At 65.6% G+C, this 20,555-nt stretch carries 21 protein-coding genes and 2 pseudogenes; 8 read left to right on the forward strand and 15 right to left on the reverse strand.

The window, feature by feature from the left end; all coding sequences use genetic code 11:
* Nucleotides 1-153 precede the first annotated feature (153 nt).
* The 5 genes and pseudogenes from ACFXHE_RS42675 to ACFXHE_RS42695 form a co-directional block, all read right to left on the reverse strand.
* Entirely contained in the window at nucleotides 154-1,611 is a 1,458-nt protein-coding gene (locus tag ACFXHE_RS42675; protein ID WP_379391249.1) for a flavin-containing monooxygenase, read from the reverse strand.
* The gene (locus ACFXHE_RS42680) at nucleotides 1,608-3,230 is read right to left on the reverse strand and encodes a GMC family oxidoreductase (protein ID WP_379391253.1); all 1,623 of its coding nucleotides are present in this window, start codon (nucleotides 3,228-3,230) and stop codon (nucleotides 1,608-1,610) included. Before ACFXHE_RS42680 ends, ACFXHE_RS42675 begins: the two co-directional genes overlap by 4 nt.
* A 2-nt stretch (nucleotides 3,231-3,232) precedes the next feature.
* Nucleotides 3,233-3,856 (reverse strand): TetR/AcrR family transcriptional regulator, encoded by a 624-nt coding sequence (locus ACFXHE_RS42685; RefSeq protein ID WP_379391256.1) that lies wholly within the window; start codon nucleotides 3,854-3,856, stop codon nucleotides 3,233-3,235.
* A 1,013-nt stretch (nucleotides 3,857-4,869) separates the two neighbouring features.
* Nucleotides 4,870-4,977, reverse strand: a pseudogene (locus tag ACFXHE_RS42690) (DUF202 domain-containing protein); the annotation flags it as partial.
* Nucleotides 4,978-5,032: 55 nt separating this feature from the next.
* Nucleotides 5,033-6,655: an MFS transporter gene (locus tag ACFXHE_RS42695; RefSeq protein ID WP_379391258.1), complete on the reverse strand. Its 1,623-nt coding sequence runs from the start codon at nucleotides 6,653-6,655 to the stop codon at nucleotides 5,033-5,035.
* 301 nt (nucleotides 6,656-6,956) lie between these two features.
* Between ACFXHE_RS42695 and ACFXHE_RS42700 the strand changes: the two genes are divergently transcribed.
* Nucleotides 6,957-7,676 carry a hypothetical protein gene (locus ACFXHE_RS42700; protein WP_379391260.1) on the forward strand — a complete coding sequence of 240 codons (720 nt, stop codon included), beginning with the start codon at nucleotides 6,957-6,959 and terminating at the stop codon, nucleotides 7,674-7,676.
* A complete protein-coding gene (locus ACFXHE_RS42705) occupies nucleotides 7,673-8,452 on the forward strand; it encodes a hypothetical protein (RefSeq protein ID WP_379391262.1) in 780 nt (259 codons plus the stop codon). The genes ACFXHE_RS42700 and ACFXHE_RS42705 overlap by 4 nt, the downstream gene beginning before the upstream one ends.
* An 18-nt stretch (nucleotides 8,453-8,470) precedes the next feature.
* Here the strand turns inward: ACFXHE_RS42705 and ACFXHE_RS42710 are convergent, their stop codons facing one another.
* Together ACFXHE_RS42710 and ACFXHE_RS42715 are read right to left on the reverse strand one after the other, a co-directional pair.
* Nucleotides 8,471-9,304, reverse strand: coding sequence for an IclR family transcriptional regulator (locus tag ACFXHE_RS42710; protein ID WP_379391264.1), 834 nt, complete (start codon nucleotides 9,302-9,304; stop codon nucleotides 8,471-8,473).
* Nucleotides 9,301-10,431, reverse strand: a complete 1,131-nt coding sequence (locus ACFXHE_RS42715) for a flavin-dependent monooxygenase (RefSeq protein WP_379391266.1) — start codon at nucleotides 10,429-10,431, stop codon at nucleotides 9,301-9,303. Before ACFXHE_RS42715 ends, ACFXHE_RS42710 begins: the two co-directional genes overlap by 4 nt.
* A gap of 232 nt (nucleotides 10,432-10,663) precedes the next feature.
* Between ACFXHE_RS42715 and ACFXHE_RS42720 the strand changes: the two genes are divergently transcribed.
* A complete protein-coding gene (locus tag ACFXHE_RS42720) occupies nucleotides 10,664-11,974 on the forward strand; it encodes an MBL fold metallo-hydrolase (protein ID WP_379391268.1) in 1,311 nt (436 codons plus the stop codon).
* Between the two features lie 272 nt (nucleotides 11,975-12,246).
* Nucleotides 12,247-12,510 carry a hypothetical protein gene (locus ACFXHE_RS42725; protein ID WP_379391270.1) on the forward strand — a complete coding sequence of 88 codons (264 nt, stop codon included), beginning with the start codon at nucleotides 12,247-12,249 and terminating at the stop codon, nucleotides 12,508-12,510.
* A 278-nt stretch (nucleotides 12,511-12,788) separates the two neighbouring features.
* Here the strand turns inward: ACFXHE_RS42725 and ACFXHE_RS42730 are convergent, their stop codons facing one another.
* From ACFXHE_RS42730 to ACFXHE_RS42755, 6 genes are all read right to left on the reverse strand, one after another.
* Nucleotides 12,789-13,004: a hypothetical protein gene (locus ACFXHE_RS42730; protein WP_379391272.1), complete on the reverse strand. Its 216-nt coding sequence runs from the start codon at nucleotides 13,002-13,004 to the stop codon at nucleotides 12,789-12,791.
* 2 nt (nucleotides 13,005-13,006) lie between these two features.
* Entirely contained in the window at nucleotides 13,007-13,231 is a 225-nt protein-coding gene (locus tag ACFXHE_RS42735; RefSeq protein WP_379391273.1) for a hypothetical protein, read from the reverse strand.
* Nucleotides 13,232-13,570: 339 nt separating this feature from the next.
* A complete protein-coding gene (locus ACFXHE_RS42740; protein WP_379391275.1) occupies nucleotides 13,571-14,389 on the reverse strand; it encodes a maleylpyruvate isomerase family mycothiol-dependent enzyme in 819 nt (272 codons plus the stop codon).
* A gap of 181 nt (nucleotides 14,390-14,570) precedes the next feature.
* On the reverse strand, nucleotides 14,571-14,849 hold the full coding sequence (locus ACFXHE_RS42745) for a hypothetical protein (protein WP_379391277.1): 279 nt from the start codon (nucleotides 14,847-14,849) through the stop codon (nucleotides 14,571-14,573).
* Nucleotides 14,850-14,962: 113 nt separating this feature from the next.
* Nucleotides 14,963-16,128, reverse strand: a protein-coding gene (locus ACFXHE_RS42750; RefSeq protein ID WP_379391279.1) for an IS3 family transposase whose coding sequence is annotated in 2 segments (ribosomal slippage) — nucleotides 14,963-15,841 and nucleotides 15,844-16,128 — 1,164 coding nt in all. Because the reading frame shifts where the segments join, the coding sequence is not laid out codon by codon here.
* A gap of 45 nt (nucleotides 16,129-16,173) precedes the next feature.
* Nucleotides 16,174-16,533 (reverse strand): hypothetical protein, encoded by a 360-nt coding sequence (locus ACFXHE_RS42755; protein WP_379391281.1) that lies wholly within the window; start codon nucleotides 16,531-16,533, stop codon nucleotides 16,174-16,176.
* 476 nt (nucleotides 16,534-17,009) lie between these two features.
* On the opposite strand from ACFXHE_RS42755, the gene ACFXHE_RS42760 reads away from it, so the two are divergent.
* On the forward strand, nucleotides 17,010-17,279 hold the full coding sequence (locus ACFXHE_RS42760) for a hypothetical protein (RefSeq protein ID WP_379391283.1): 270 nt from the start codon (nucleotides 17,010-17,012) through the stop codon (nucleotides 17,277-17,279).
* A 157-nt stretch (nucleotides 17,280-17,436) separates the two neighbouring features.
* On the opposite strand, the gene ACFXHE_RS42765 is transcribed toward ACFXHE_RS42760, so the two are convergent.
* Both ACFXHE_RS42765 and ACFXHE_RS42770 read right to left on the reverse strand, forming a co-directional pair.
* A complete protein-coding gene (locus ACFXHE_RS42765) occupies nucleotides 17,437-17,907 on the reverse strand; it encodes a hypothetical protein (RefSeq protein WP_379391285.1) in 471 nt (156 codons plus the stop codon).
* A complete protein-coding gene (locus ACFXHE_RS42770; RefSeq protein ID WP_379391287.1) occupies nucleotides 17,907-18,254 on the reverse strand; it encodes a GntR family transcriptional regulator in 348 nt (115 codons plus the stop codon). The genes ACFXHE_RS42765 and ACFXHE_RS42770 overlap by 1 nt, the downstream gene beginning before the upstream one ends.
* A 486-nt stretch (nucleotides 18,255-18,740) precedes the next feature.
* On the opposite strand from ACFXHE_RS42770, the gene ACFXHE_RS42775 reads away from it, so the two are divergent.
* The 3 genes and pseudogenes from ACFXHE_RS42775 to ACFXHE_RS42785 all read left to right on the forward strand — a co-directional run bounded on the left by ACFXHE_RS42775 (nucleotide 18,741) and on the right by ACFXHE_RS42785 (nucleotide 20,555).
* On the forward strand, nucleotides 18,741-19,316 hold the full coding sequence (locus ACFXHE_RS42775) for a hypothetical protein (RefSeq protein ID WP_379391289.1): 576 nt from the start codon (nucleotides 18,741-18,743) through the stop codon (nucleotides 19,314-19,316).
* Between the two features lie 406 nt (nucleotides 19,317-19,722).
* Nucleotides 19,723-20,056 (forward strand): annotated as a pseudogene (locus ACFXHE_RS42780) (transposase family protein); the annotation flags it as partial.
* Nucleotides 20,057-20,210: 154 nt separating this feature from the next.
* Nucleotides 20,211-20,555, forward strand: a complete 345-nt coding sequence (locus tag ACFXHE_RS42785) for a YciI family protein (protein ID WP_379339831.1) — start codon at nucleotides 20,211-20,213, stop codon at nucleotides 20,553-20,555.

The following is a 20,555-nucleotide window of genomic DNA, read 5'->3' on the forward strand; positions in this document are numbered from 1 at the left end:
CGAGCAGCCGACATTCCGTAGTCCCGCACCCAAACCTCCACGCAGACATGATCATCCACGCGGTGATGCAGCGATCCCTTGAACCCACCATCGTTTTCCGAACACCACGCAACCACCTACAGCACTGCTGGTGTGGGAACTCGAGCGATTCCCTCACGCCCGTGTCACGACGTAGTCCGCTGGGTCGAAGCGGGCGGTCATCCGCCGGAGCTGACGCGCCGACCAGGGCCAGGAGAAGCCGTTGCGGCCGTTCTTGTCGAAGTAGTAGCTGCGGCATCCGCCCGAGTTGTAGACCGTGCTCTGCAGCGCGGCCTGGACGTCGTCGTTGAACTGCTGCATCACGTGAGCCCGGACCTCCAGCGACACCCCGCCGCTGCGCCGCAGATGAGCCAGTGCCTGAACCACCTGCTGCAGCTGGGACTCGATGATCAGGAACCCCGACGCGACTGCCGAGACGTTCGGCCCGAAGAGGATGTAGAGGTTCGGGAAGCCGGGCACCGTGGTCCCGAGGTAGGCCTGTGGGCTGCCGTCCCAGTGCTCGGCCAGACTGCGGCCGTCGATGCCCCTGACCCTGCCCGCGATCGGCATGTCGAGGATCTTGAACCCGGTCGCCATGATCACGACATCGACCTCGGTCTTGGAGCCGTCTTCACCGATGAGGGTGTTCCCGCGGACCGCGGTCAGGCCGGTCGAGACGACCGAGACATTCGGGCGCGCCAGCGCGGGGTAGTACTCACTCGACATCAGCAGCCGTTTGCAGCCGACGGACCATTCGGGCGTGAGGGCCTCACGCAGTTCGGGATCATCGATGGCCGCGCGCAGGTTCTGCCGTCCGATCCACTTGAAGGCAGCCTGCCCCCAGGGGCGGTTGAACGCGATGTTGGTGAGTTCGAGGATCAGTTCCTCGCGCCAACGCTTGAAGCCATGGACCAACCCGAGGCGATGCAGACCCAGGCGTCGGAGGATCCGGGATGGCCTGGGCTCCGCCTTGGGCACAACCCACTGCGGGGTCCGTTGCAGGACATGGAGTTCGGCCACCTGCTCGGCGATGCTCGGCACAACCTGGATCGCCGAGGCGCCGGTTCCGACGATCGCCACCCGCTGTCCGGTCAGATCGACGTCGTGATCCCAGCGCGATGTGTGGAACACCGGCCCGGGGAAGGCGTCGAGTCCCTCGATCTCGGGCAGGCTCGGCTCGTGCCAGGGGCCGGCGGCGGCAACGAGCGAGCGCGCACGGATCTCGCCGCTGCTGGTGTCCAACACCCAACACCGCTCCATGCTGTCCCAACTCGCATCGAACACCTCGACCCCGAGACGGAGATGCTGGCCGACGCGGAAGCGATCGGCGGTCTCGCGCAGATAGGACAGGATCTCCGGCTGCGGCGCGAATTTGCGACTCCAACGGTCGTGGGGCGCAAAGGAATACGAGTAGGCGACCGAGGGGATGTCGACCGCGCAACCCGGATAGGTGTTGTCCCGCCAGACACCACCCACACTGTCGGCCTTCTCCAGAATCACGAAGTCGGTGATCCCCGCCTCGCGCAGCTTGATCGCGGTGCCGAGGCCGGAGATGCCGGCGCCGATCACGGCAACCTCACGGAGCGGGGTCATGCGTCCTCCAGTACGAGTTGGGCGGCGCGCTCGCCGATCATCATCGACGGTGCGTTGGTGTTGCCGCCAGGGATGGACGGCATCACCGAGGCGTCGGCGACGCGCAGACGCTCGATGCCGCGCACCTTCAGGTTTGGGTCGACCACGGCTCGCTCATCGATGCCCATCCGACAGGTGCCGGTGGGGTGGTAGACGCTCGAAATCCGTTGGCGTGCGTCGTTTCTGACCGCTTCGGGCGTGGTTCCGGCCCGGCCCGGCGCCACTTCGGCGCGGACATAGGAGGAGGCCCGCGGGTGTGCCATTGCATCGCGGATGATCTCCACTCCCGACATCAGCACGTCGAGATCCGCGGATGCGCTCAGGTAGCGAGGGTCGATCACGGGCGCCACGTGCGGATCGCGCGAGGCCAGCCGAACTGTTCCCGAGCTCTCCGGATAGAGCAGCACGGCGTAGACCGTGAAGCAGGCGCCGTCGATGTCGGGGTGAACTCCCGGGATCGTGGAATCTGCGCCCTTGCGGCCGAGCGGAGTTACGAAGAACTGCAGATCGGGAACGGCGTCGGCGTGCTCCGATCTGATGTGGGCCACACCCTCCATATACGAGCCGGAAAGGAAGGTCGAGTTCGCCCGGATGCGCTCCTTGGCCATCGCGGTGAGGAACTTCGCCGGACCGAGGACAGGACCTCGGGTCACGTTGTAGACCACGGGTAGAACGAGGTGGTCCTGCAGACCCTCTCCAACCGGCAGGTCACTGAGTGTCGGAATCCCATGTTCGGCAAGGTGTGCGGCCGGTCCGATTCCGGACAGCATGAGGAGCTGAGCGGTGCGGAACGAGCCGGCGCTCACGATGACTTCCTGGCGCGCGATCAGGCGCTCCATGCCTTGCTCGGTGGCGACCTCGACGCCGACGGCGGCGCCTTTGTCGATGATGATCCGCGTGACCTGGGCACCCGTACGTATATGCAGGTTCGGCGGCGCGTCGCGCAGGTACGCCTCGGCCGAGCTCTGACGACGCCCGCCGGCCGCGTTCCACTGGGCGACCGAGACGCCCTCCTGCTCGGCGGCGTTGTAGTCGGCGTTGTGGGCGACTCCCGCGGTGGTGGCGAGCGCGTCGAGGAAGGCTGTCGTCACCTCGGCGAGATCGCGCGCACGGGTGACACCGATCGGGCCTGAGCCGCCGCGATAGTCGTTCGCGCCGTCCTCGAACGCTTCCATACCCTTGAAGATCGGAAGAACGTCCGCGTGACTCCAGCCGACGCAACCGGCGGCCGCCCAGTCGTCGTAGTTCTTGTGGTGCCCGCGAGACCAGATCATCCCGTTGACAGCGCCCCCTCCGCCCAGCCCGAGCCCGTGCATCTGCGATACCCGGCGTCCCGCGGCATCCGGCTGGGGGCTGGTGCGCGGCTGCCAGGTGACACTGCGCTGTAGGCGGGCGACCCCGTGCATCGGCCCGACCATGCCCGGAACCCGCACGAGCCAGGAGTCGTTGCGGCCACCAGCTTCGAGCAGCAGGACCTCGGCACCCGCATCGGCGATCCGACGTGCTGCGGCTGCTCCGGCGCTGCCGCCGCCGACCACGATGTAATCCGCGGATCTCCCGGACGGGAAACCTCTAGCCATGTTCACTTCTCCAGGTCAGGTCGCTCGACGGCGACGGACGGGTAGTCGCGGCGAAGCGCGACAAGGGCATTGATCAGCTCGGTCGCCGCTTTCAAACGGGCGTCTTCGAGTTCCGGTCGCGGGAGGACCTCCCGGAGGACGGCCTCGCCGTTGAACATGTGCACCAGCGACGTGCCCATCAACCGGAGCAACGCGGGATCGACTCCTGCGCCCGACGACGGCACCACGGCGAGCTCGTCGATGGCGGCGTAAAGCCGGCTCGCCACCGGAGTGAGCTGCTCGCGCAACTCGGCATCCGTGCGAGCGGCGACCAGCAACTCGAACCAGACCGCGTTGATTTGCGCTCGCGACTGACTTCGCGTCAACGCGAGCATGTCGCCGACAGGCGCGTCGCCGAGAGCGCGAAAGCCCGCGAGGTTTCGGCGACCGACCTCTTCAGCGGCCTCGACGACCAGCTCGAGTCGCGAGTCGAAGTGGCGGAACAGTCCACCTTTGGACACCCCCGCCCGTGCACAGATCTCCCCGGCGGAAGCACGGTGGTAGCCGATCTCGGCGATGGTCTCGATCGTCGCGTCCACCAGCGCCGCCTTCGTGGATGCGGTGCGCTCCGCCTGGGTGCGGCGCACGCGTCGGGTCTCAGTCACACCGAAGATTGCAACCAATCGGTCGCTAAATGTCAATAGGCTAAGTCGGGGCAGCCCGCCGGCTGGAATCGGGCCGCTCCGGAATTCGACACCGCGAGTATTCACACGGTGCCCGACCGGCCTCCTGCAGCATCTGGGGTCTGACGGGCGCGCTACGAACTAACGGGGAGTGCGAATGACACCGAGCCATATTCTGACTCGAATCGGCTGGGCGGCAGGGGGATTGGCGGTCGCGAGCGCGACCGTCCTCAGGACGGCGGGCTCCGCCACGGCGGACTCGCCGAGCCGACGATCCCGACTCCCACCTCGAGCGGCTGCGGCGCCACCGGCAGCTTCGGCCCCTGAGCCACCCGGCTACCGGTCCGAACCCCGGTTTCGAACCGGGTGCTCGATGCCGCAGCACAGAGGCTATTCGGTTCCGAACACGAGTCGAGGAGTGAGCATGCCGTTTGACGTGCAGATATTCGACGGCGTGGTGGTCGAGTTCCGAAGCGGATTAGCCTCTGCGAAGAAATAGGGCAGCGCGCGTATCGCTGCTGGTAGAGACTCTGCTGCGCCCCCATCCGGTGTCCGGGTGGGGGCGCAGTCGTTTCGTCAGCGCCGTGCGCTGGCCGGTTCGGTCGGCGCGGTATGCGGCTAGTTAGAGACCGGTGTCAGGATCGGATCCCGGCCAGGATTTGGTCCAGGTGCCCGGCGGGATGCTCCGTATATGCGGCTGCCCGCCGTCTGTTTTGGTGTGGCTCTCTAATGGCTTGCCTCCCATCGGGTGCCGTGCAGGGAGTGGCTGAAGAGGGGCCTGCCCCATGCTCGAACTAGCGGTGCCCTCCCGCACGGACACCACGATGTCGACCACGGGAGGAACCGGCGATGACCGTCATCATCGGGATGGATCCGCACAAACGCTCGGCCACCATCGAAATCATCGACACCACCGGAAGGGTCCTGACCGGCGGCCGGTATGCCACCGACACCGCCGGCGGCACAGCCCCGCCGACCGGCTCGACCAGGGTGTGTACCGCCACCGCACCGGCGAACAGGCCCAGCGCGGTGCGGATCCAGGCGAGGAACGTGCGCTCGTTGGCCAGCGTGAAACGGTAGTCGATCGGTTCGGTCGTGTCCGGTTCGCTCGTCGTCGCACCCGTGCGGCGGAAAAACGGTTCATTGGCCCAGCGCGCCGCCGGTCGCGGGCATGCGCCCGTGCCGCATCACCATGGCGACCACGAGCGCGCACACCACGGCCGCCACACCGAACCAGAATCCGAGTTCGTAACCCCTGTCGGCAAATACGCTCGGCAGGCGAGTCTCCTGCGGCGGGCGTCCGGCAACGCTCACCCGGGACACGAGTGGGTGAGCGGCAACGAACGCGGTAACCACCGCGGCACCCACCGACATCCCGAGATTCTGAGTGACGCCCAGCATGCCGACACTGATGCCCTGCTGTTCCTGCGGCACCGCTTCGACCATCAAGATCGGCATGCAGGCGTAGTACAGACCCAGTGCGGCACCGAAACCCACACCGCAGACTGCGAACACCTGCCAGGTATGTGGCAGCAGAGCCAAGGCCGCGGTACTCACGAGAAACAGCGTGAGCGCGGCCAGCAAGGGCAAGCGGGCCCCGACCTTCCGTGCGACGAAACCCGCTATCACGCCGAAGAGCATCGCGGTCAGTCCCTGCGCCAAGCCGATTCGCAGCGCGAACCCCATCAACGACAGTCCGTCCCCGTAGCTGTAACCCGGTGCGACTGTCGCATTCACTATTCCGGGCGGCACCGGCCGCCCTACGGCCGCGGAGACCTGGGAGATCGTCCGGCTCACGATGGTGGACTCGAGTGCATGCTGCGGTGGAGTTTGCGCCATATAGGCGATCGCATAGCTCTGTACGCCGATCAGGCACGAAGTGAATACCGCGGTGACGAGGACCAGGCTCACGCGGGGTGAGAACAGCAATTCCATATCCATGATCGGAGTGCCGGAGCGGCGCTCCACGACCACGAACACGACGAGCGCCGCGATCCCGCCGCACAGCCAGGCCAATGAGACGGGCGCTCCCCATCCCCAGTCGTGTCCCTTCGCCACATACAGCAGAAGCATGGCGACACCGCCGGAAAGCAAAGCGGCGCCGAGGATATCGACCCGGCCGGCGACCCGCAGCCTCGATTCCGGAACCACCCACATCACCAGTGGAGTCATCGCCGCCACGAAGACGAACAGCATCCAGAACATCGCCCGCCAGCTGTAATTGTCGACCAGCGCCCCCGCGAGTATCGGCCCCAGCACCGCGGAGAAGCCCAGACCGGTCGCGGACACACCGAGGCCGATCGGAACGTACTTGTGCGGCAAAAGATCTCGAATGAGCCCGTAGGCGACAATCGCCAGCGCCGCAGCCGTGGACTGCAGACAGCGGCCGATCAGGAACAGCGGCCAGCTGCTCGTCGTAGCCGTGATGAGGCAGCCGAGCGCGAAAACCACACCGCAGCTCAGGAAGACCTTCTTCTTCCCCCAGATGTCGCTGAGCTTGCCGACCACCGGTGCCACCGAAGCTCCGATCAGCCCGAAGACGATCAAGACCCAGGTGATGTTCGGCCCGGCATCGGGAAACGACGGTGCGATCTTCTGAAGTGCCGCCGATATCATCGTGAACTGGATCGGCGCGACCTCGGTGTAGAGCACGATCACCGCCAGGACGGAGAAGATCCGCAGGCGTGATGCGCCATCCAGACGGCCGGTGTCTTCGGGCGCAGGTGGCACGCCGGCATTGCGAACGTGGGAATTTGTGGACATGAACGCCCTCTTCGTGATCGGGGGTAGAGCTCGCCGCGAATCCGGGAACGGATCGCAAGTTCGCATGACCGGGCGGTCGGCATGTCCGTGGTCTCACTCAACGAAACAGCAGCCTCGACGGCAATCGCCCGGCATCGGCGACGCAGGTCGGGATCGTGTGGTGCCCAGGTGGTTTCACTCAATGGAACGAGACCCCGGACATAGTTGTCGCGGCTTCAGCATTGCCGATGATCGGAAGTGACTCCGATCACTATCTGCGTACCCGACCAATGATCGGGCGTCGCCTTGATGAGGAAGACCGATGAGAACAATCAGGCCGGCTATCGTCGCCGCATCGACCGCCACCGCCTTGCTGGGAGCGGTCACGACCGCTGTGGCAGATCCCCCCGAACCCGCACCGGTGACATATCAGTCCGTGCTCACCGGCGATTCCGTGGTCACCACGCTCACTAACGGGACATTCGCGCTGTCCGGCGATGGCTCCTCGGTCGCCGTCCGCGACGCATCCGGCCGGAGCATGGATTCCCTGCCCACGGTGGCATCCCTCGATGGGCGGCAGTTCACGATCCGTCAGGACATCTCCACCGACGGCCGAGTGCTGACCTCGACGCCCGATGCGGAAGCTGTTGCGCGACAGGAGATCCACCCGATCGCGTCTCCGCTGGAAAACCAGCTCGCCATGAACGACCTGATCAACTCGGTCAGCATCGGCACCTCGGTCGGCAGCCTCGTCGGCACTGCGGTCGGCGCGGTCATCGGGATCGGCGTCGGGGTCGCCATGGCCGGCGCGTCGTGTGCGGTGCTCAGCATCGGCTGCGTGGTGACCGTGCTCCCGATCGTGAGCATGGTGGGCGCGGTCGGCGGGCTCGCCGGGCTGGTGATCGGTGGCGGACCGACCGCGGCCGCGGCGTTGTTCGAGTACGTCACCGTCCTGCGGACCGCACCGGGCGCGAGCAAATACGCTCCCCAGCTCCAGGGCAAACCCGGTATGCCACATAACGCGGACGAGGAGACTCGATGACCACGAACAACGCGATGGATATCCGCCTGTCCGCCAAGGTTTTCGCCGTACTCGCACTGACCGGGCTGGTGACGGCGGCCGCGCCTACCGCCGATGCCGATCCGGCACCGAACGGCTATTCCGTCACCGCGCTATCTGATTCTGTCGTCGCCATGGTGGACGGCGGCGTCTTCGCGTGGTCGGGCAACGGCCGGACGATCGAAGTCCAGGATGCGTCCGGGGTCCCATTGGATTCGGTGCCATTGGCTTTCAGCATCGGGGGCGAGCAGCGCCGAGTGGACGCCCGGATCTCCGACGACGGGCACAAGCTCACCCTGACTCCTGGCCTCGGCGATTTGAATGCCGGTGATTTCGTGGCCTCGCCGTTGGAAAACCAGCTCGCCCTCGACGACTTCGCGAGCAAGATGAGCACAGGCCCGATGATCGGCATGGCGATCGGCGCCGTCCTGGGCGCGATGATCGGCGGAGTCGTCGGACTGGGATCCTGCCTGATCGTCGGACCTGCCTGCGTGGCAACGGTACCGGCGGCGATCGGAGCCTTCGCGGGTGCCGGCGGACTGGCGGGGACGCTCACCGGCGGCGGCATCGCGCTCGCGGACAGTCTGTGGCGGTACGCCGTTACGGTGCAGTCCGCACCGGGGCAGAGCCCGTACGCGCACGGCGACGGTCTGCTCGATCCGGACGGTACCGGTGTTCCAGATGCTCATCTGCGGCTTCCGAGCGGATCCTCCCGCGGTCTGAGCTCTGGCTCGTCCAGCGCCTCCGGCCGCCGGTAGCGAAGCGAAACCCGCGCTCTAAAGCAGGGTGTCGTCATCGATCATCGCCAGCAGCTGCTCCAGCACCCCGCCGGACGGCGACTCGGGCGTGATCGCCGTGGCGGCATCGGGATCCAGCCGAGCCGACACCCTCCGCGCCGCATCGAGAACGGCGGGCGCCAGTCGATCGACGGCGCCCGCCGTGTCGTCTCCGCATACTTCGACCGCACCCCAGGCGCGGTCGTAGCCGCGTACCGCGACGGCCACGCACGCCGTCCCCGGAAGGTATTCGCCGTGCGCATAGGCCACCCCGTGACGTCGCCGGACCCGCTGCAATTCCCGGTGCAGCGTGGGCAGTTCGATAATGGTGTTCGGCGTATACGGGCGCATTCCGTCCAGGTACAACGCATCAACCTCTTCCGGGCTCGACCAGGCCAGGACGGCTTTGCCCAACGCCGTGGCATATCCCGGCGCCCTGCCGCCGATGCGTGACGGGAAGGCTTGGGCCGCAGGCGATATCCCGCCAACGCGATCAAGGTAGACGATATCGCCGAGATTGAGGATGCCGAGGTGGACTGTCGCGCCGGTATGTGCGCTCAGTTCCCGCAACACCGGGAGCGCGGCCGAGCGCAGCTCGGCACTGTCACCGAGCCCGCCCAGTCTGACGGCGCGCGGGCCGAGCGCGTAGCCGCTGGGCCGGTGTTGCAGCCAGCCCAGGGCCACGAGTTGCTCGAGTATGCGGTAGCAGGTCGACCGCGGTAGGCCGGAGTACGCGGTGACCTCGTCCAATCGCATCCGGACCGTGCGATCGTCGAATATGTCGAGAATCGCGGTCATTCGCTCCAACATCGACAGCGGCGGCTCGGTGTTCACAGCATCACCATGTCGTCTCCGACCTCCTGGCCGTAGGCCCAGCGGCCATACATGCGCAGGGCTGGCTCAGCATTGTTCACCATATGCGCGGCTGCGGTGTGTACGTCGCGCCACGCGCGTTCGATGACGCCGCCGTGCCGAACACCATGTCCCGCAGACGCTTTCATCAGAACATCCATCGCCTCGACAGAACGCTCGGTCGCTCGGACCTGGTCGCGGCGGGCACGCAGCCGCACCTCGACCGGGATCGGGGTGCCTGCCTTCGCACACGCTATCGCCTCGCGCAGGTCACGTTCGAGCTGCAACACCGAGGCATCCAGCTCGGCGAGACCACGCGCCACCGCCACCTGTGCGAACTGATTCTCAGCGGATCCCTTGCCGCCGTAGCTCAATGCCGCACGCTCGCTCGCGCGGGTGAGGTGATAGTCGAACGCGCCCTGCACCGCACCGAGCACCGGCATGCACGCGGCCATGCTGTACAGGATGGTGAAGGGCACCCGATAGACGGATGCGAGACCCGGCTCGTCGAGAAGCGGGTCCGGTCGCCCCGCCAGCCGCACCCGGTGAGCCGGGACGAAAACATCGCGAACCGCCACTCGTCTGGCGCCTGCACCGAGCAGACCGGTCGTGTTTCCGTGCCTGCCCACGACACAGTCCGAGATCGGCACCGCGACCATGGCGACATCGGCCGCCGCACCGGATCCGTCGATCGTCAACGCGCACAGGCAGACCCAGGAACTAAGCTCCGCAGCGGGGACGTACGGCCACTCCCCGCTGAGGACATAGCCGCCGCCGGTGGACTCGAGCCTGCCGGCCGGTGCGTACGACGCGGTGACGAGCGCGTTCGGCGCGCTGCCCCACACCTCGTCGCATACCGACGAGCCCAGCATGGCGACATGCCACGACGCTACGCCGAGCAGTGCCGCCGCCCAGCCGGTCGATGGGCAAGCCGCGGAGATCGCCCGGATGTCGGCGAAGTGAACCAGCGGATCACGTTGCGGCCCAACGGTTCCTGCGGGCCGGAGCATTTCGAACAGGCCGATCTCGCCGAGTTCGCGGAGTACATCGGCGGTCATGGTGCGGTCGGCCTCGGTCTGTGCGGCATCGGCACGCACACGGTTTGCCAACGATGCGACTTTCGCTGCCCTGTCTCGGTCCGCGAGCGGCTGGTTGCCCGGACCCGAATGGGACGACAGCGCCGTTCCGGGACTGTCGATCGTGCCGGACACAGGGCGGGTCTCATTCACCGAAATCACCAGCTTTCCGTCTCGTCCCGCGGCATAGCGTCCGCTCCGATCGACCACGCGGCGTCGGCGCGGTCGCCGTCTTCTCGCCGCTGATGAACAGGAGTGCCATCGCATGACCGAAACCCAGTCCGTTCCCGACCACACCCAGGCCGCCGGGTCGACGGCCTTCATCGGATTCGCCCTCGACCAAGTCACCCACCTGTATTCGCGCGGACACGGAGCGGGCGGCGAGGCCGAGATCATCGAAGCCGCGCCGCGTACGTACTACCTTCGCCCCGGCATCGTGAACGTCGGGCTGTTCGAGACCGACGAGGGTCTGCTCATGGTGGATACCGGTCTGCCCGGTGACGGGCCGGCGCTGCTGCGGGCGGTTCGATCGATCTCCGACAAGCCGCTGCACACCGTCGTCTACACGCATGGGCACGTCGACCACGCCTTCGGCCTGTGGGCCTTCCTCGAAGCGGGCGAGACGCCGCGAATTATCGCCCACGAGAACCTCATCGGACATTTCGAGCGCTATATGAAGACGCCCGGACTGAACACAATCATCAACAATCAGCTGGCGGGCGGCACCGAAGGCAAGGCGTGGCCCGCCGCGCCCGCCGACTTCGTCTGGCCCACCGAGACATTCCGCGACACCCTTGAATTGACCATCGGCGGCGAGCGGTTCGAGGTTCGCCACGGCAAGGGCGAAACCGACGACTGCGCGTGGGTCTGGGCTCCGGAACGCCGCGTGATCGCGGCGGGTGACCTCGTCACCGGATACCTGCCCAACGCCGGCAACCCCCGGAAAGTCCAGCGCTATGCCGAGGAGTGGGCCGAGGCCGCCGAGACGATGGTCGCACTGGGCCCGGAAGTCGTCCTCCCCGGGCACGGCGTGCTCGTCCGAGGCGCCGATGCGATTCGCGACGAGCTCTCGACAATGGCCGCCTACCTGCGGCACATCGTCGATCACACGTTGGCCGGACTCAATGCCGGTGTGCTGCACGACGAGATCGTCCGCACCCTCCGAATCCCGGAAGAGCTGGCCGCACATCCGCGGCTGCCCGCGATCTACGATCGGCCGGAATTCATCTGCCGCAACGTGATCCGTCGCTACAGCGGCTGGTGGGACGGCTACCTCGCCGATCTGCTGCCGGCGCCGAGGCGCGACCAGGCCGCCCAGTACGCCGAACTCGCCGGCGGTGCAGACGCGCTCGTCATCCGGGCGCGAGAACTCGCCGTCAGCGATATCCGGCTCGCGTGCCACCTGGCCGAAACCGCGTTCCTCGCCGCACCCGGCGATGCCGTGGTCCGGCAGTGCTATGTGGAGATCTTCAGCCGACGAGGCGAGATCGAACCGGCGCTGATGGCGAAGGCCATCTTCGGGGAGGCGTTCAGACGGTCCCAGGAGGCCGAAGGGGATCGTGGCGACACGCACTGACCCCGTCCGCCCGTCGCTGGCTGTAGTCATATGACTACAGTAACCGGTTGACCCGGCGGACCGTCTCACCGGGTCAACGGTCAGCGTCCGTCAGGCGTCCGATGAGCTTGTAAGGGAGAGAAACAGGATTCGGCCGCAGGACGTATCCGACGTAGTTGTAGTCAGAAGAGGACATTCGGTTGCCGCAGTTCACCGCCGTCACGGCCACGTACGGTGAGTGGAGATCACCAGTAGCAGAGATAGATCGAGATCACCAGTACCGTCGAATCGCCATGAAGCGTGACGAGATCATCGAGGCCGGTGACGCGACAGTGCCGTCAGGGGAGCCCCTGGCGGCACTGGATCATGGTGCGGATCGCGGCCATTGGGAGCCGCACATGGCAGGTCAGCGAACCCGGGAGGTGGTTGTTTCGCTGACCTGCGATAAGAGTAACGCCGGTCACACCTCGCCGATCGGAATCGGTCATCAATCGGAACCTTTGCTCACATCGGGGGAAGACCACCCACCGGGCAACCGGGCCTATGAACGCACCTGAATCCGCGGTGTCGCGCCGCCGGGATGTGGCCCCGCCCGGCCTGCGGACGGAAAGGCAGAACCGGGCGGGGTGTGCACATCTCAAACAGCAGGTATCCGACCATGGCCGTGGCCATTGCCGGATGACCACCGATCATCGTAGGTGCGCGACTGTGCAGCGGCCCCCCGGCACGCCGCGACACACATCCCCCACCGCTACAGCCACAGCTCGGTGCCGGGGGGATGCCGGTCCCTGCGAGACGACAAGCGCTGGGCGAAGGTTTGCGTCCACGCAGCCCGTCACCGATTCCTCGCCGAGCCCGGACGCACGCCGTCGCGTCCTCGGGTCAGCGGCACAGCTGTCCTGTTTCGTGCCGCCGGGCGGGCCTGCATCGCCATCAGCCGGACTGCCCAGCAGACGTAGGCCGCCACGCTCATCCCCGCGCACTCGGCGGCGTCGTTCAACGTGAGCCAGTCGTCCTCGCCCACCGTCACCACGATGTCCCTGCTCGCCATACCTATGAGTGGTTGGTCAGCTCCTTGTAGCGCAGGAACTCCTCGAAGGAGACTTGCCCCTCCGCCCAGATGCGGTCTTCCTTGATGCGGCGCCCAACGACCTCCCGCACTTCCGGGTCCTGGGCCATACCCCACGCGAGCGCGTCATCGAAGGTGATGAAACCGTCCTGGTCTGTATCGATCTCGTCGAACTCCCGCCTGGTGGCAATGAACTGCTGCTGGTCCATACCCGTCTCCTTTGCCGGTTGGTTACCGCCGAACAGCAACGCCTTCGTTCGTCATCGATCCAGCGCATAAGCGTACGCGGACAGTTTGCTGTGACATCCGGATCTGGGCCGGGAATCGAAACGAATCGAATCACCGGGCTCGACGGCTCTGGTCTCAGGCCGCCCAGGTATGTGGCGGTACCTGAACGCACTCAACTCGGCATTACCGTGCACAGTTGGCGGGCCCAGTCGGGCGAGATGATCTCGGCCCGTTGATCTTCGGAGCGCCCGCGCTGGCCGGTTCGGTCAGCGCACTATGCGGCAGTAGCGGATGTTCTCGGGCACTCGCCGGTACCTGATTCAGGCGACGATGGCCACCAGCGTCGTCGCTGCGTCGGTCAGCTCCGAGTCGCCATCGAGCTGGGCACGTCGTCGAGCGGTCTCTACGGTGATCCCCCGGCTGGCCAACCGCCAGAACGTGTCCTGGTCCATTCGCACTGTCGCGGCGGGCTCCGGTACGTGGATGGAGACGAGGTCCCACCCCTCACCGTCGGATACGACCATCCAGAGATCTCCTGCCGGACCGGTGATCTCGAAACGTAATGCGGTCCCGGATGGGCGAATTCGCTTACGCAAGGCGAAGGGCAGGGCGTGTAGGAATGTGACGAGTACAGCACTGGTCATCGACACGTCGTTGCCGCCCGGGTGCGATACCGCGTCGCGAATCTGCTGCTGGTGGACCCAGAATTCGGTGTATTCACGAGCGATGTCGAGCCAGGCCGGGCTGGGGCCTGGTCCCGCCCATGAGACGTCCAGGTGGGCCGGGCCGGCGAGATCGGTTGCCGCCCAGACAAGGTCCAACTGTGGGCCGAGATGGCACAGGAGATCCATCAGCACTTGCGGGCTGCACTGCCGCAACGCGCGAACGAAATCTTCATTGACGCGTGCCAGGTAGACAGGCAAGGTTTCACCCTCTCCGAACACAGCGCCACCGTATGCATCGCGGCTACCTGAGATTCGCCGCAGGTAGTCGTTCACGATGTGCGCCGTGACGTCGTGGACATCCCACCCGGGACATACGGTCGGCTTCGCCCAGTCGGCAGGTTCGAGCGATTGCAGCAGCTCGAGCATCGCCCGCCGCTCGAGTGGGAACAATGGTCGGGTATCGATCGGGATCACAGTACTGAGTCAACCGGCGCTCCGTCTCCGGTACCAGCGGTTATCCGCACATCGGCATGATCGTGCGTTCGGCCGGCTCGGAGGGCTACCGCCGGTTGATCTTCCGCCGCACTGCGTTGGCCGGTTCGGTGAGCGCGGTATGCGCCATGAGCGTGCATACCGAACGGCGTGTTGCGGGAGTTCAGTCCTCGCTGGGCCGCTGGTGGCCGTGTTCGAGCTTGGTACCTGACTGGTCGCGCACTGCGACGTCGTTGCCTGATGCTGTCCACACGAAGATTCCGAAGTCGTACCAGGACACGTCGAAGTCTGCGTCACCGATCATCTGTTCTGCGCGATCGCTTTCATCGAACTCGACGGTGAACGCATCCCCCGGGCGCAGCCAGTACTCCTCTGCCCATGGCTCGACGCAAATCAAGAATGGCTTGTCCGAGTGCGGGTTGGTGAATCTGATCTTGGGCACGGCCGAAGCGTATTGGAGCAGAGGGTGTGCCGTAGTCCCATGTTGGGCACGCCGCCGCGCACTATGCGGCATTTGAGGATGGTCGGGGCTGCTGCAGGATCGGGTGACAGTGGTTAAGCAGCCTGTCGGGCTGCTGGGGACATGATGGTTTCGAATTCGATCGGGGTCAACCGGCCGAGCCGAGCTTGTCGGCGTCGACGGTGGTAGGTGCGTTCGATCCAGGTGACGATCGCGATCCGCAACTGCTCGCGGGTGTCCCAGCGCTGCCGGTCCAGCACGTTGCGTTGCAGCAGGCTGAAGAAGCTTTCCATGGCCGCGTTGTCGCCGGCCGCGCCGACACGGCCCATGGATCCGACCATGCGATGACGGTTGAGCGCGTGAACGAAACGTCTTGAGCGAAACCGAGATCCGCGGTCGGTATGTAGAACACAACCGGCCACCTCACCGCGCCGGGCAACTGCATTGTTCACCGCGGTTACCGCCAGTCGGGACTTCATGCGCGAATCGATCGAGTAACCGATGATCCGGTTGGAGAACACGTCCTTCACCGCGCACAAATACAGCTTGCCTTCAGTCGTGTGGTGTTCGGTAATATCGCTGAGCCACAACTGATTTGGTGCGTCACTGCTAAAGTTTCGCCGCACCAGATCGTCATGAACCGGCGGCCCGGGTTTGCCGTTCTTGCCGCGCCGGGGCTTGCCGAAGGCGCTCCACCACCGATTGGTCGAGCAGATCCGCCACGCAGTCCGCTCGGCCATCGATTCACCGGCCTCGCGGGCCTCATCGGCCAGAAACCGGTAACCGAATTCGGGGTCGTCGCGATGCGCGTCGAACAACGCGTTGGCCCGATACGCCTCGGTGAGTTCGCCGGCGGTTACCGGATCGGCCAGCCACCGGTAATAGGGCTGGCGAGCGAGCTGCAACACCCGGCACGTCACCGCCACGGGAATCCCTTCGGCGGCAAGCTCTTTCGCGAGCGGGTAGAGCCTTTTCCCGGTATCTGCGCCTGCGACAAATACGCGGCCGCGCGGCGCAGGACCTCGTTCTCCTGCTCGAGCAACCGGATCCGGCGGCGGGCATCACGCAACTCGGCCGACTCGCTGCGCGTGGTTCCCGGCTTGGTCCCGTCCTCGACATCGGCTTGGCGCATCCATTTCGACAGCGTCATCGGATGCACCCCGAAATCGGCCGCGATCTGCTCCAGTGTCACCCCGTCGTCGCGGTTGCGGGCGACCCGGACGACGTCGTCGCGGAACTCTTTCGGATACGGCTTGAGCACTGCGACATCCTCTCAGGCCGGCCTTTCGGCAAGCCATCTCGGTTGTCACCTACCCCTGCAGCAGCCCCGAGTGCGACCCGTGTGACCGGTGTGGGCCGCGGCGATCGCGGCGCACTGATAGCGCAGGTACGCGGGCGGGAGCAGGTCGTCGGTGGTGGCGTGCCAGCGCCGGCGGATCCGATCGGGGATGGTGGTGAAATCGGCGGTGCGACGGTAGATGTCGGGGTTGAGGAGTTGGCGGCGGATCCGGATGTCGGCTTGGATGAGGTCGGCGGCACCGTCGAGGGCGGTCAGCAGCGGCAACAGTTGTGGGTAGCGGTCGTGCAACTCGTCACCGATGGCGGCCATGGACTGCCACCGGTGGATCTGAGCACACAACACGTGCAGGTCGGCGAGGCGGTACATGCCTTCACCGCCACCAGAGCCGGGCGCCCTCGCCGCGAGGCGCGCATCCATAGCTGCTCATAACACCCGACCATTTCCACCGTGACGGCCCGATTGCTGCTCAGGCCGGGTGGATCGAGGGATCTGCGGGCGATCCACCCGGCCGTCGAGCACGGATGCGCCGCTCGGAGTGGGCGGAGCGGGGCACCGGTTCCGGAGTCGTCCACTATTGACCCCGGCCGGGGTGATCCGACGTGAGAGTGCGGCGCGATAACCGCACCCTGATTCCCGCCACGCTCCACGATCGGCTCACCCGCACCGCACCGTATCGAGATCCTGTGCTGGAGCGGCCCGAATACTGCGCTGCTGGCACGAATCGAGAGTGCCCAGGCACGCAAGGTCGCAAATATCTCGGAATTAGCTACGTGATCGAGATTGTCGTGCAGAATGCGGGACAGAACCGGGCCCGACCGGTCGGTGAACCTTAACGAGGTGAAATGACCGATCTGATGGGATCGACCGCGCACGAACTGCTCGCGCAGGTCCTCGCGCGCTACGGCAGCATCGACGTCTTCATCGCCCGCCTGCACGCTCTGCTGGACACGCCCACAGTCGTGCGCCCCGCCGCGGTGGCGCCCTCGGCCGGTGGCCGGCACCGGCTCGCAGAGCCCACAGGCCGAGTGCCGATGACTGGGGGTCCCGGTAGTAATCGCCGAAGAACCAACGGATATGGGCGTTGGTCACGGTCAGTGGCGGTGTCCGGCTAACCCCCGAAGGGTTGACGTTGCCGCACATACACGGCAAGAGTTACAGGTTCGGCCTGCGGAAACACCTTGGCACTGAGGGTGTCTCGCCAACGTTTCCGATCCACGACGCTGCACGCCTCGCGTGCATTCGGTGTAGTCATCGATATGGATCCGTGGACTATCCGGGGACCGCAATACCCATCGCCCACATCGCGGCAGCGGGTTCCGCCACTGAGACGGTGATAGTGCGGCCACTGGTCAAGCGCAAACGCAGCACGGGACCGAGCTTCGGTGTGAGGAACCATCCGCGTTTTGGCCTCCAGAACACACCCGCCCCGGTCCAGAATGTGGCTGTCAGATAGATCATCTCGGCGTGGGCGATGCTCGCGCGGGCAACCCTGACGCGCGGCAGGCCGAAGGGGCCAAGACTCACCGTCAAGCCGGCGGGGCCCGCAGTAACGCGCTGGCTTATCGCGACCACGGCCAGTACGAGATTGAGCAGTAGGACGACAGCGAGGAAAACGGACTGCCACTGCGGTCCAGTTCCCATCCAAATGCCGCTGCTCACGGGAATGAGGAAGAAGAACACGGTGAGCCAGAACATGCTCCAGCTGGTGACGCGGCAGGTGTAGACCGTCGCGGCGGGCATTACATCAACTCCTCGATCAAACCGAGCACCTCGGCCTTGCTGTAACCGTTGACACGTGCGGACTCGACCAATTGCCGGGCGGCCTGCTCTACCGAAGCCGAGGCGGGCGCGGTCGTGGTGACCCGGACGCCGCGCCCGCGCCGGAAGTCCACCACCCCTTCTGTCCGGAGCTGCCGATACGCGGCCAGGGCGGTATTGCGGTCGACGGACAGCGCCTCCGCCAACTCCGTTGCGGGCGGCAGTTGTTCGTTGACCGCCAGCTCCCCGGTGGTGACCGCCCGCCGGACGCACGCCGCGATCTGGTCTTGCAGCGACACCCGGGAGGTCGGGTCGATGTGCCAAAGCATGGTGCTACTGAAACTAGCACTATTTCCGACACCCCGCTTAACAAGAGGCACGTCGTGCTCGACGTGACACCGCGCGGCGACCGATGTTGTTTGGGGTTCCGGTAGTAATCGCCGAAAATCCAACGAAGTTCTCGTAGTACCTGGTCAGGCCCGGCGCGCTGCGGCTACGGAGTCGTCTTGTCGAGGTGCCCTCCGGTACACCGACCGACCTCATCGGCAGCCAAGCCGAGCACCAACCACCTTGCTCCGCATCCGGAACCGGCGAATCACCTTCTACCAGGGCACATTCCGAACTTCGTTGGATTTTCGGCGGTTACTACCGGAACCCCGTTTTTCCGACACACGCTCGATCAAGTCGACCAGGGTCTTCACCTCCGGCAGGTGAAGTGTCGTAAATCGATCGATTTTCGACAGTCTTGCTCGGCGGGATTCGATGAATTCGCGTGTTGGAGTGAATATTCCGGGTGACGGATGCTTCCATGAATCATGGACGCGACCCAAGAGCAGGCCCTCGCCAACCTCAGTCCCGGCCAGCATGTGGAAGTCACCATCAGGGTGCCTTCCATCAGCACGCCTACGTGGACATACGGCGGCCAATTCGCCCGTGTTGATTTTGGTGCCAGGGTTCTGGTGTTGACCGTTACCTATCAGACGCAGGTCTACCGACGGTTGGTCAATGACCAATCTGAGAGCCAGGTGGTCACCGAGGAACGGACCTACCGCCTCGACGACATCATCTCCGCGCGGTACGCCCAGCCGGCCGGACCGACGCCCCCACCACCACCGCCGGTCGACCTGCCGGTATTCCAGGGGACGACCGACGACATCCTTCGATACGCGCCCGATCCGGCGGGCCTGCCCGACGGGGATTACCCCCATTCACAGTTCGCGAATATCTACTGGGCCGTGGTCGCACATACCTACCTGTACCTGCGCAATCCATGCCCGCCCGGCTTCCTGTTCGACATCGACTCCGGAACAGTCACACTGCCCGAAAACGGTAGGACCGAGGCACCGTGGATCTTCGAGGGCTCTTGCATCCCTGGCCAGTACGCAGGCTGAAGTGCCTGTTTGCGATCCTCGGTTTGATGAACGGGCTTTCGAACGCTTCTTCCAGCGGGAACGCCTGATAGCTCACCCAGAGCGACCAGGTTCGGCCGACGATCGTTTTCCGAACGTGAACGGGAGCTGGCAGGGCGGCGCTGGATTGGCCGTGGCGAAGGAAGGAGGGCGGGCGTGAACGTTTGGCTTGCATCGGGTCTCACGATCCAAGACGACGGAGCTCAGGTATATCTCGAGCGACCGCAGCGATATGCGAAAAGGCGCTTGTCGATCTGCCGCAACCCTTCACTCGAAGGGTCGGTCATCGAAGATCGAAGCGCCTTTTCGCCTTATGGAACCATCACGCGGTTGTTGTGTCATGCCAGGAGTGACATCAAACGACCGCGGCGGCGGGCTCTTGTTTGCGTTGCCCAGCAGTGTGCACGACAGCAAGGCCGCCTGGATTTGGCAGATCGTGCGCGAGCTCGCGCACTGCGGGCTGATCGTGCTGGCGGACAAGGGGATACCACGGCGTCGAGGGCCGGCTCACCCCGTACAAGGGACGCGACAAGCCCGAATCGCAGAAGCAGGCCAACCGCGCCCAGACAAGGCTACGCAGCCCCGGCGAACGCGCCAACGCCCAGCTCGAGACCTGGAAGGTGCTGCGAAAGCTACGCTGCTGCCCGTACTGGGCCGGGCAACTGGTCAAGGCAGTCGACCTCCTGCAAGCCCGCGAGCTTCAAGCCGCCACCCGAGGCTGAAAGGGCTCACTGCACGACTCGTGGCCGATGCTGGCGCAGGGCATGGGCCTGACGACCTAGGAGATCGATTCCGGACCTGTCGATTCCGCGGTGGTCTGCGCGTCGAAGAGTTGAATGGTCCGAGAGGCGGACCGGACAGCGAGAGGACGGCATCATGGCGGAGTATCTGGTCCTGATCTACCAGGACGAGCGGTTGGCCGGGGACACCTTGTCCAGCCGGTCGGTGACGCAGGGGCATGCGGACTTCATGGCCACGAACCAGGCGGCGCTGCGCGGCGGAAACGCTGTGGAGTACAGCGATGCGGCGACCAGCATACGGCCCGACGGGGCAGGCGGGTTCGTGGTGACCGATGGGCCCTTCGCCGAGACCAAGGAGCAGATCGGCGGGTACTACCTGATCGAGGCGTCCGATTTGGACGAGGCGATCAGCCGGGCCAAGCAGATCCCGATGTCCGCGGGCGGCGTCGAGGTCCGGCCGATTCACGTATTCGAGCCGTAG

Source organism: Nocardia sp. NPDC059229, assembly GCF_042754165.1.
Taxonomy (GTDB): domain Bacteria; phylum Actinomycetota; class Actinomycetes; order Mycobacteriales; family Mycobacteriaceae; genus Nocardia.

Coding starts and splice junctions, on each gene's coding strand:
- ACFXHE_RS42760 (WP_379391283.1), top strand. CDS start 17,010: ATGACCGATCTGATGGGATCGACCGCGCACGAACTGCTCGCGCAGGTC.
- ACFXHE_RS42770 (WP_379391287.1), bottom strand. CDS start 18,254: ATGCTTTGGCACATCGACCCGACCTCCCGGGTGTCGCTGCAAGACCAG.
- ACFXHE_RS42755 (WP_379391281.1), bottom strand. CDS start 16,533: ATGTACCGCCTCGCCGACCTGCACGTGTTGTGTGCTCAGATCCACCGG.
- ACFXHE_RS42735 (WP_379391273.1), bottom strand. CDS start 13,231: ATGGACCAGCAGCAGTTCATTGCCACCAGGCGGGAGTTCGACGAGATC.
- ACFXHE_RS42680 (WP_379391253.1), bottom strand. CDS start 3,230: ATGGCTAGAGGTTTCCCGTCCGGGAGATCCGCGGATTACATCGTGGTC.
- ACFXHE_RS42720 (WP_379391268.1), top strand. CDS start 10,664: ATGACCGAAACCCAGTCCGTTCCCGACCACACCCAGGCCGCCGGGTCG.
- ACFXHE_RS42695 (WP_379391258.1), bottom strand. CDS start 6,655: ATGTCCACAAATTCCCACGTTCGCAATGCCGGCGTGCCACCTGCGCCC.
- ACFXHE_RS42785 (WP_379339831.1), top strand. CDS start 20,211: ATGGCGGAGTATCTGGTCCTGATCTACCAGGACGAGCGGTTGGCCGGG.
- ACFXHE_RS42725 (WP_379391270.1), top strand. CDS start 12,247: ATGAAGCGTGACGAGATCATCGAGGCCGGTGACGCGACAGTGCCGTCA.
- ACFXHE_RS42730 (WP_379391272.1), bottom strand. CDS start 13,004: ATGGCGAGCAGGGACATCGTGGTGACGGTGGGCGAGGACGACTGGCTC.
- ACFXHE_RS42675 (WP_379391249.1), bottom strand. CDS start 1,611: ATGACCCCGCTCCGTGAGGTTGCCGTGATCGGCGCCGGCATCTCCGGC.
- ACFXHE_RS42775 (WP_379391289.1), top strand. CDS start 18,741: ATGGACGCGACCCAAGAGCAGGCCCTCGCCAACCTCAGTCCCGGCCAG.
- ACFXHE_RS42705 (WP_379391262.1), top strand. CDS start 7,673: ATGACCACGAACAACGCGATGGATATCCGCCTGTCCGCCAAGGTTTTC.
- ACFXHE_RS42765 (WP_379391285.1), bottom strand. CDS start 17,907: ATGCCCGCCGCGACGGTCTACACCTGCCGCGTCACCAGCTGGAGCATG.
- ACFXHE_RS42700 (WP_379391260.1), top strand. CDS start 6,957: ATGAGAACAATCAGGCCGGCTATCGTCGCCGCATCGACCGCCACCGCC.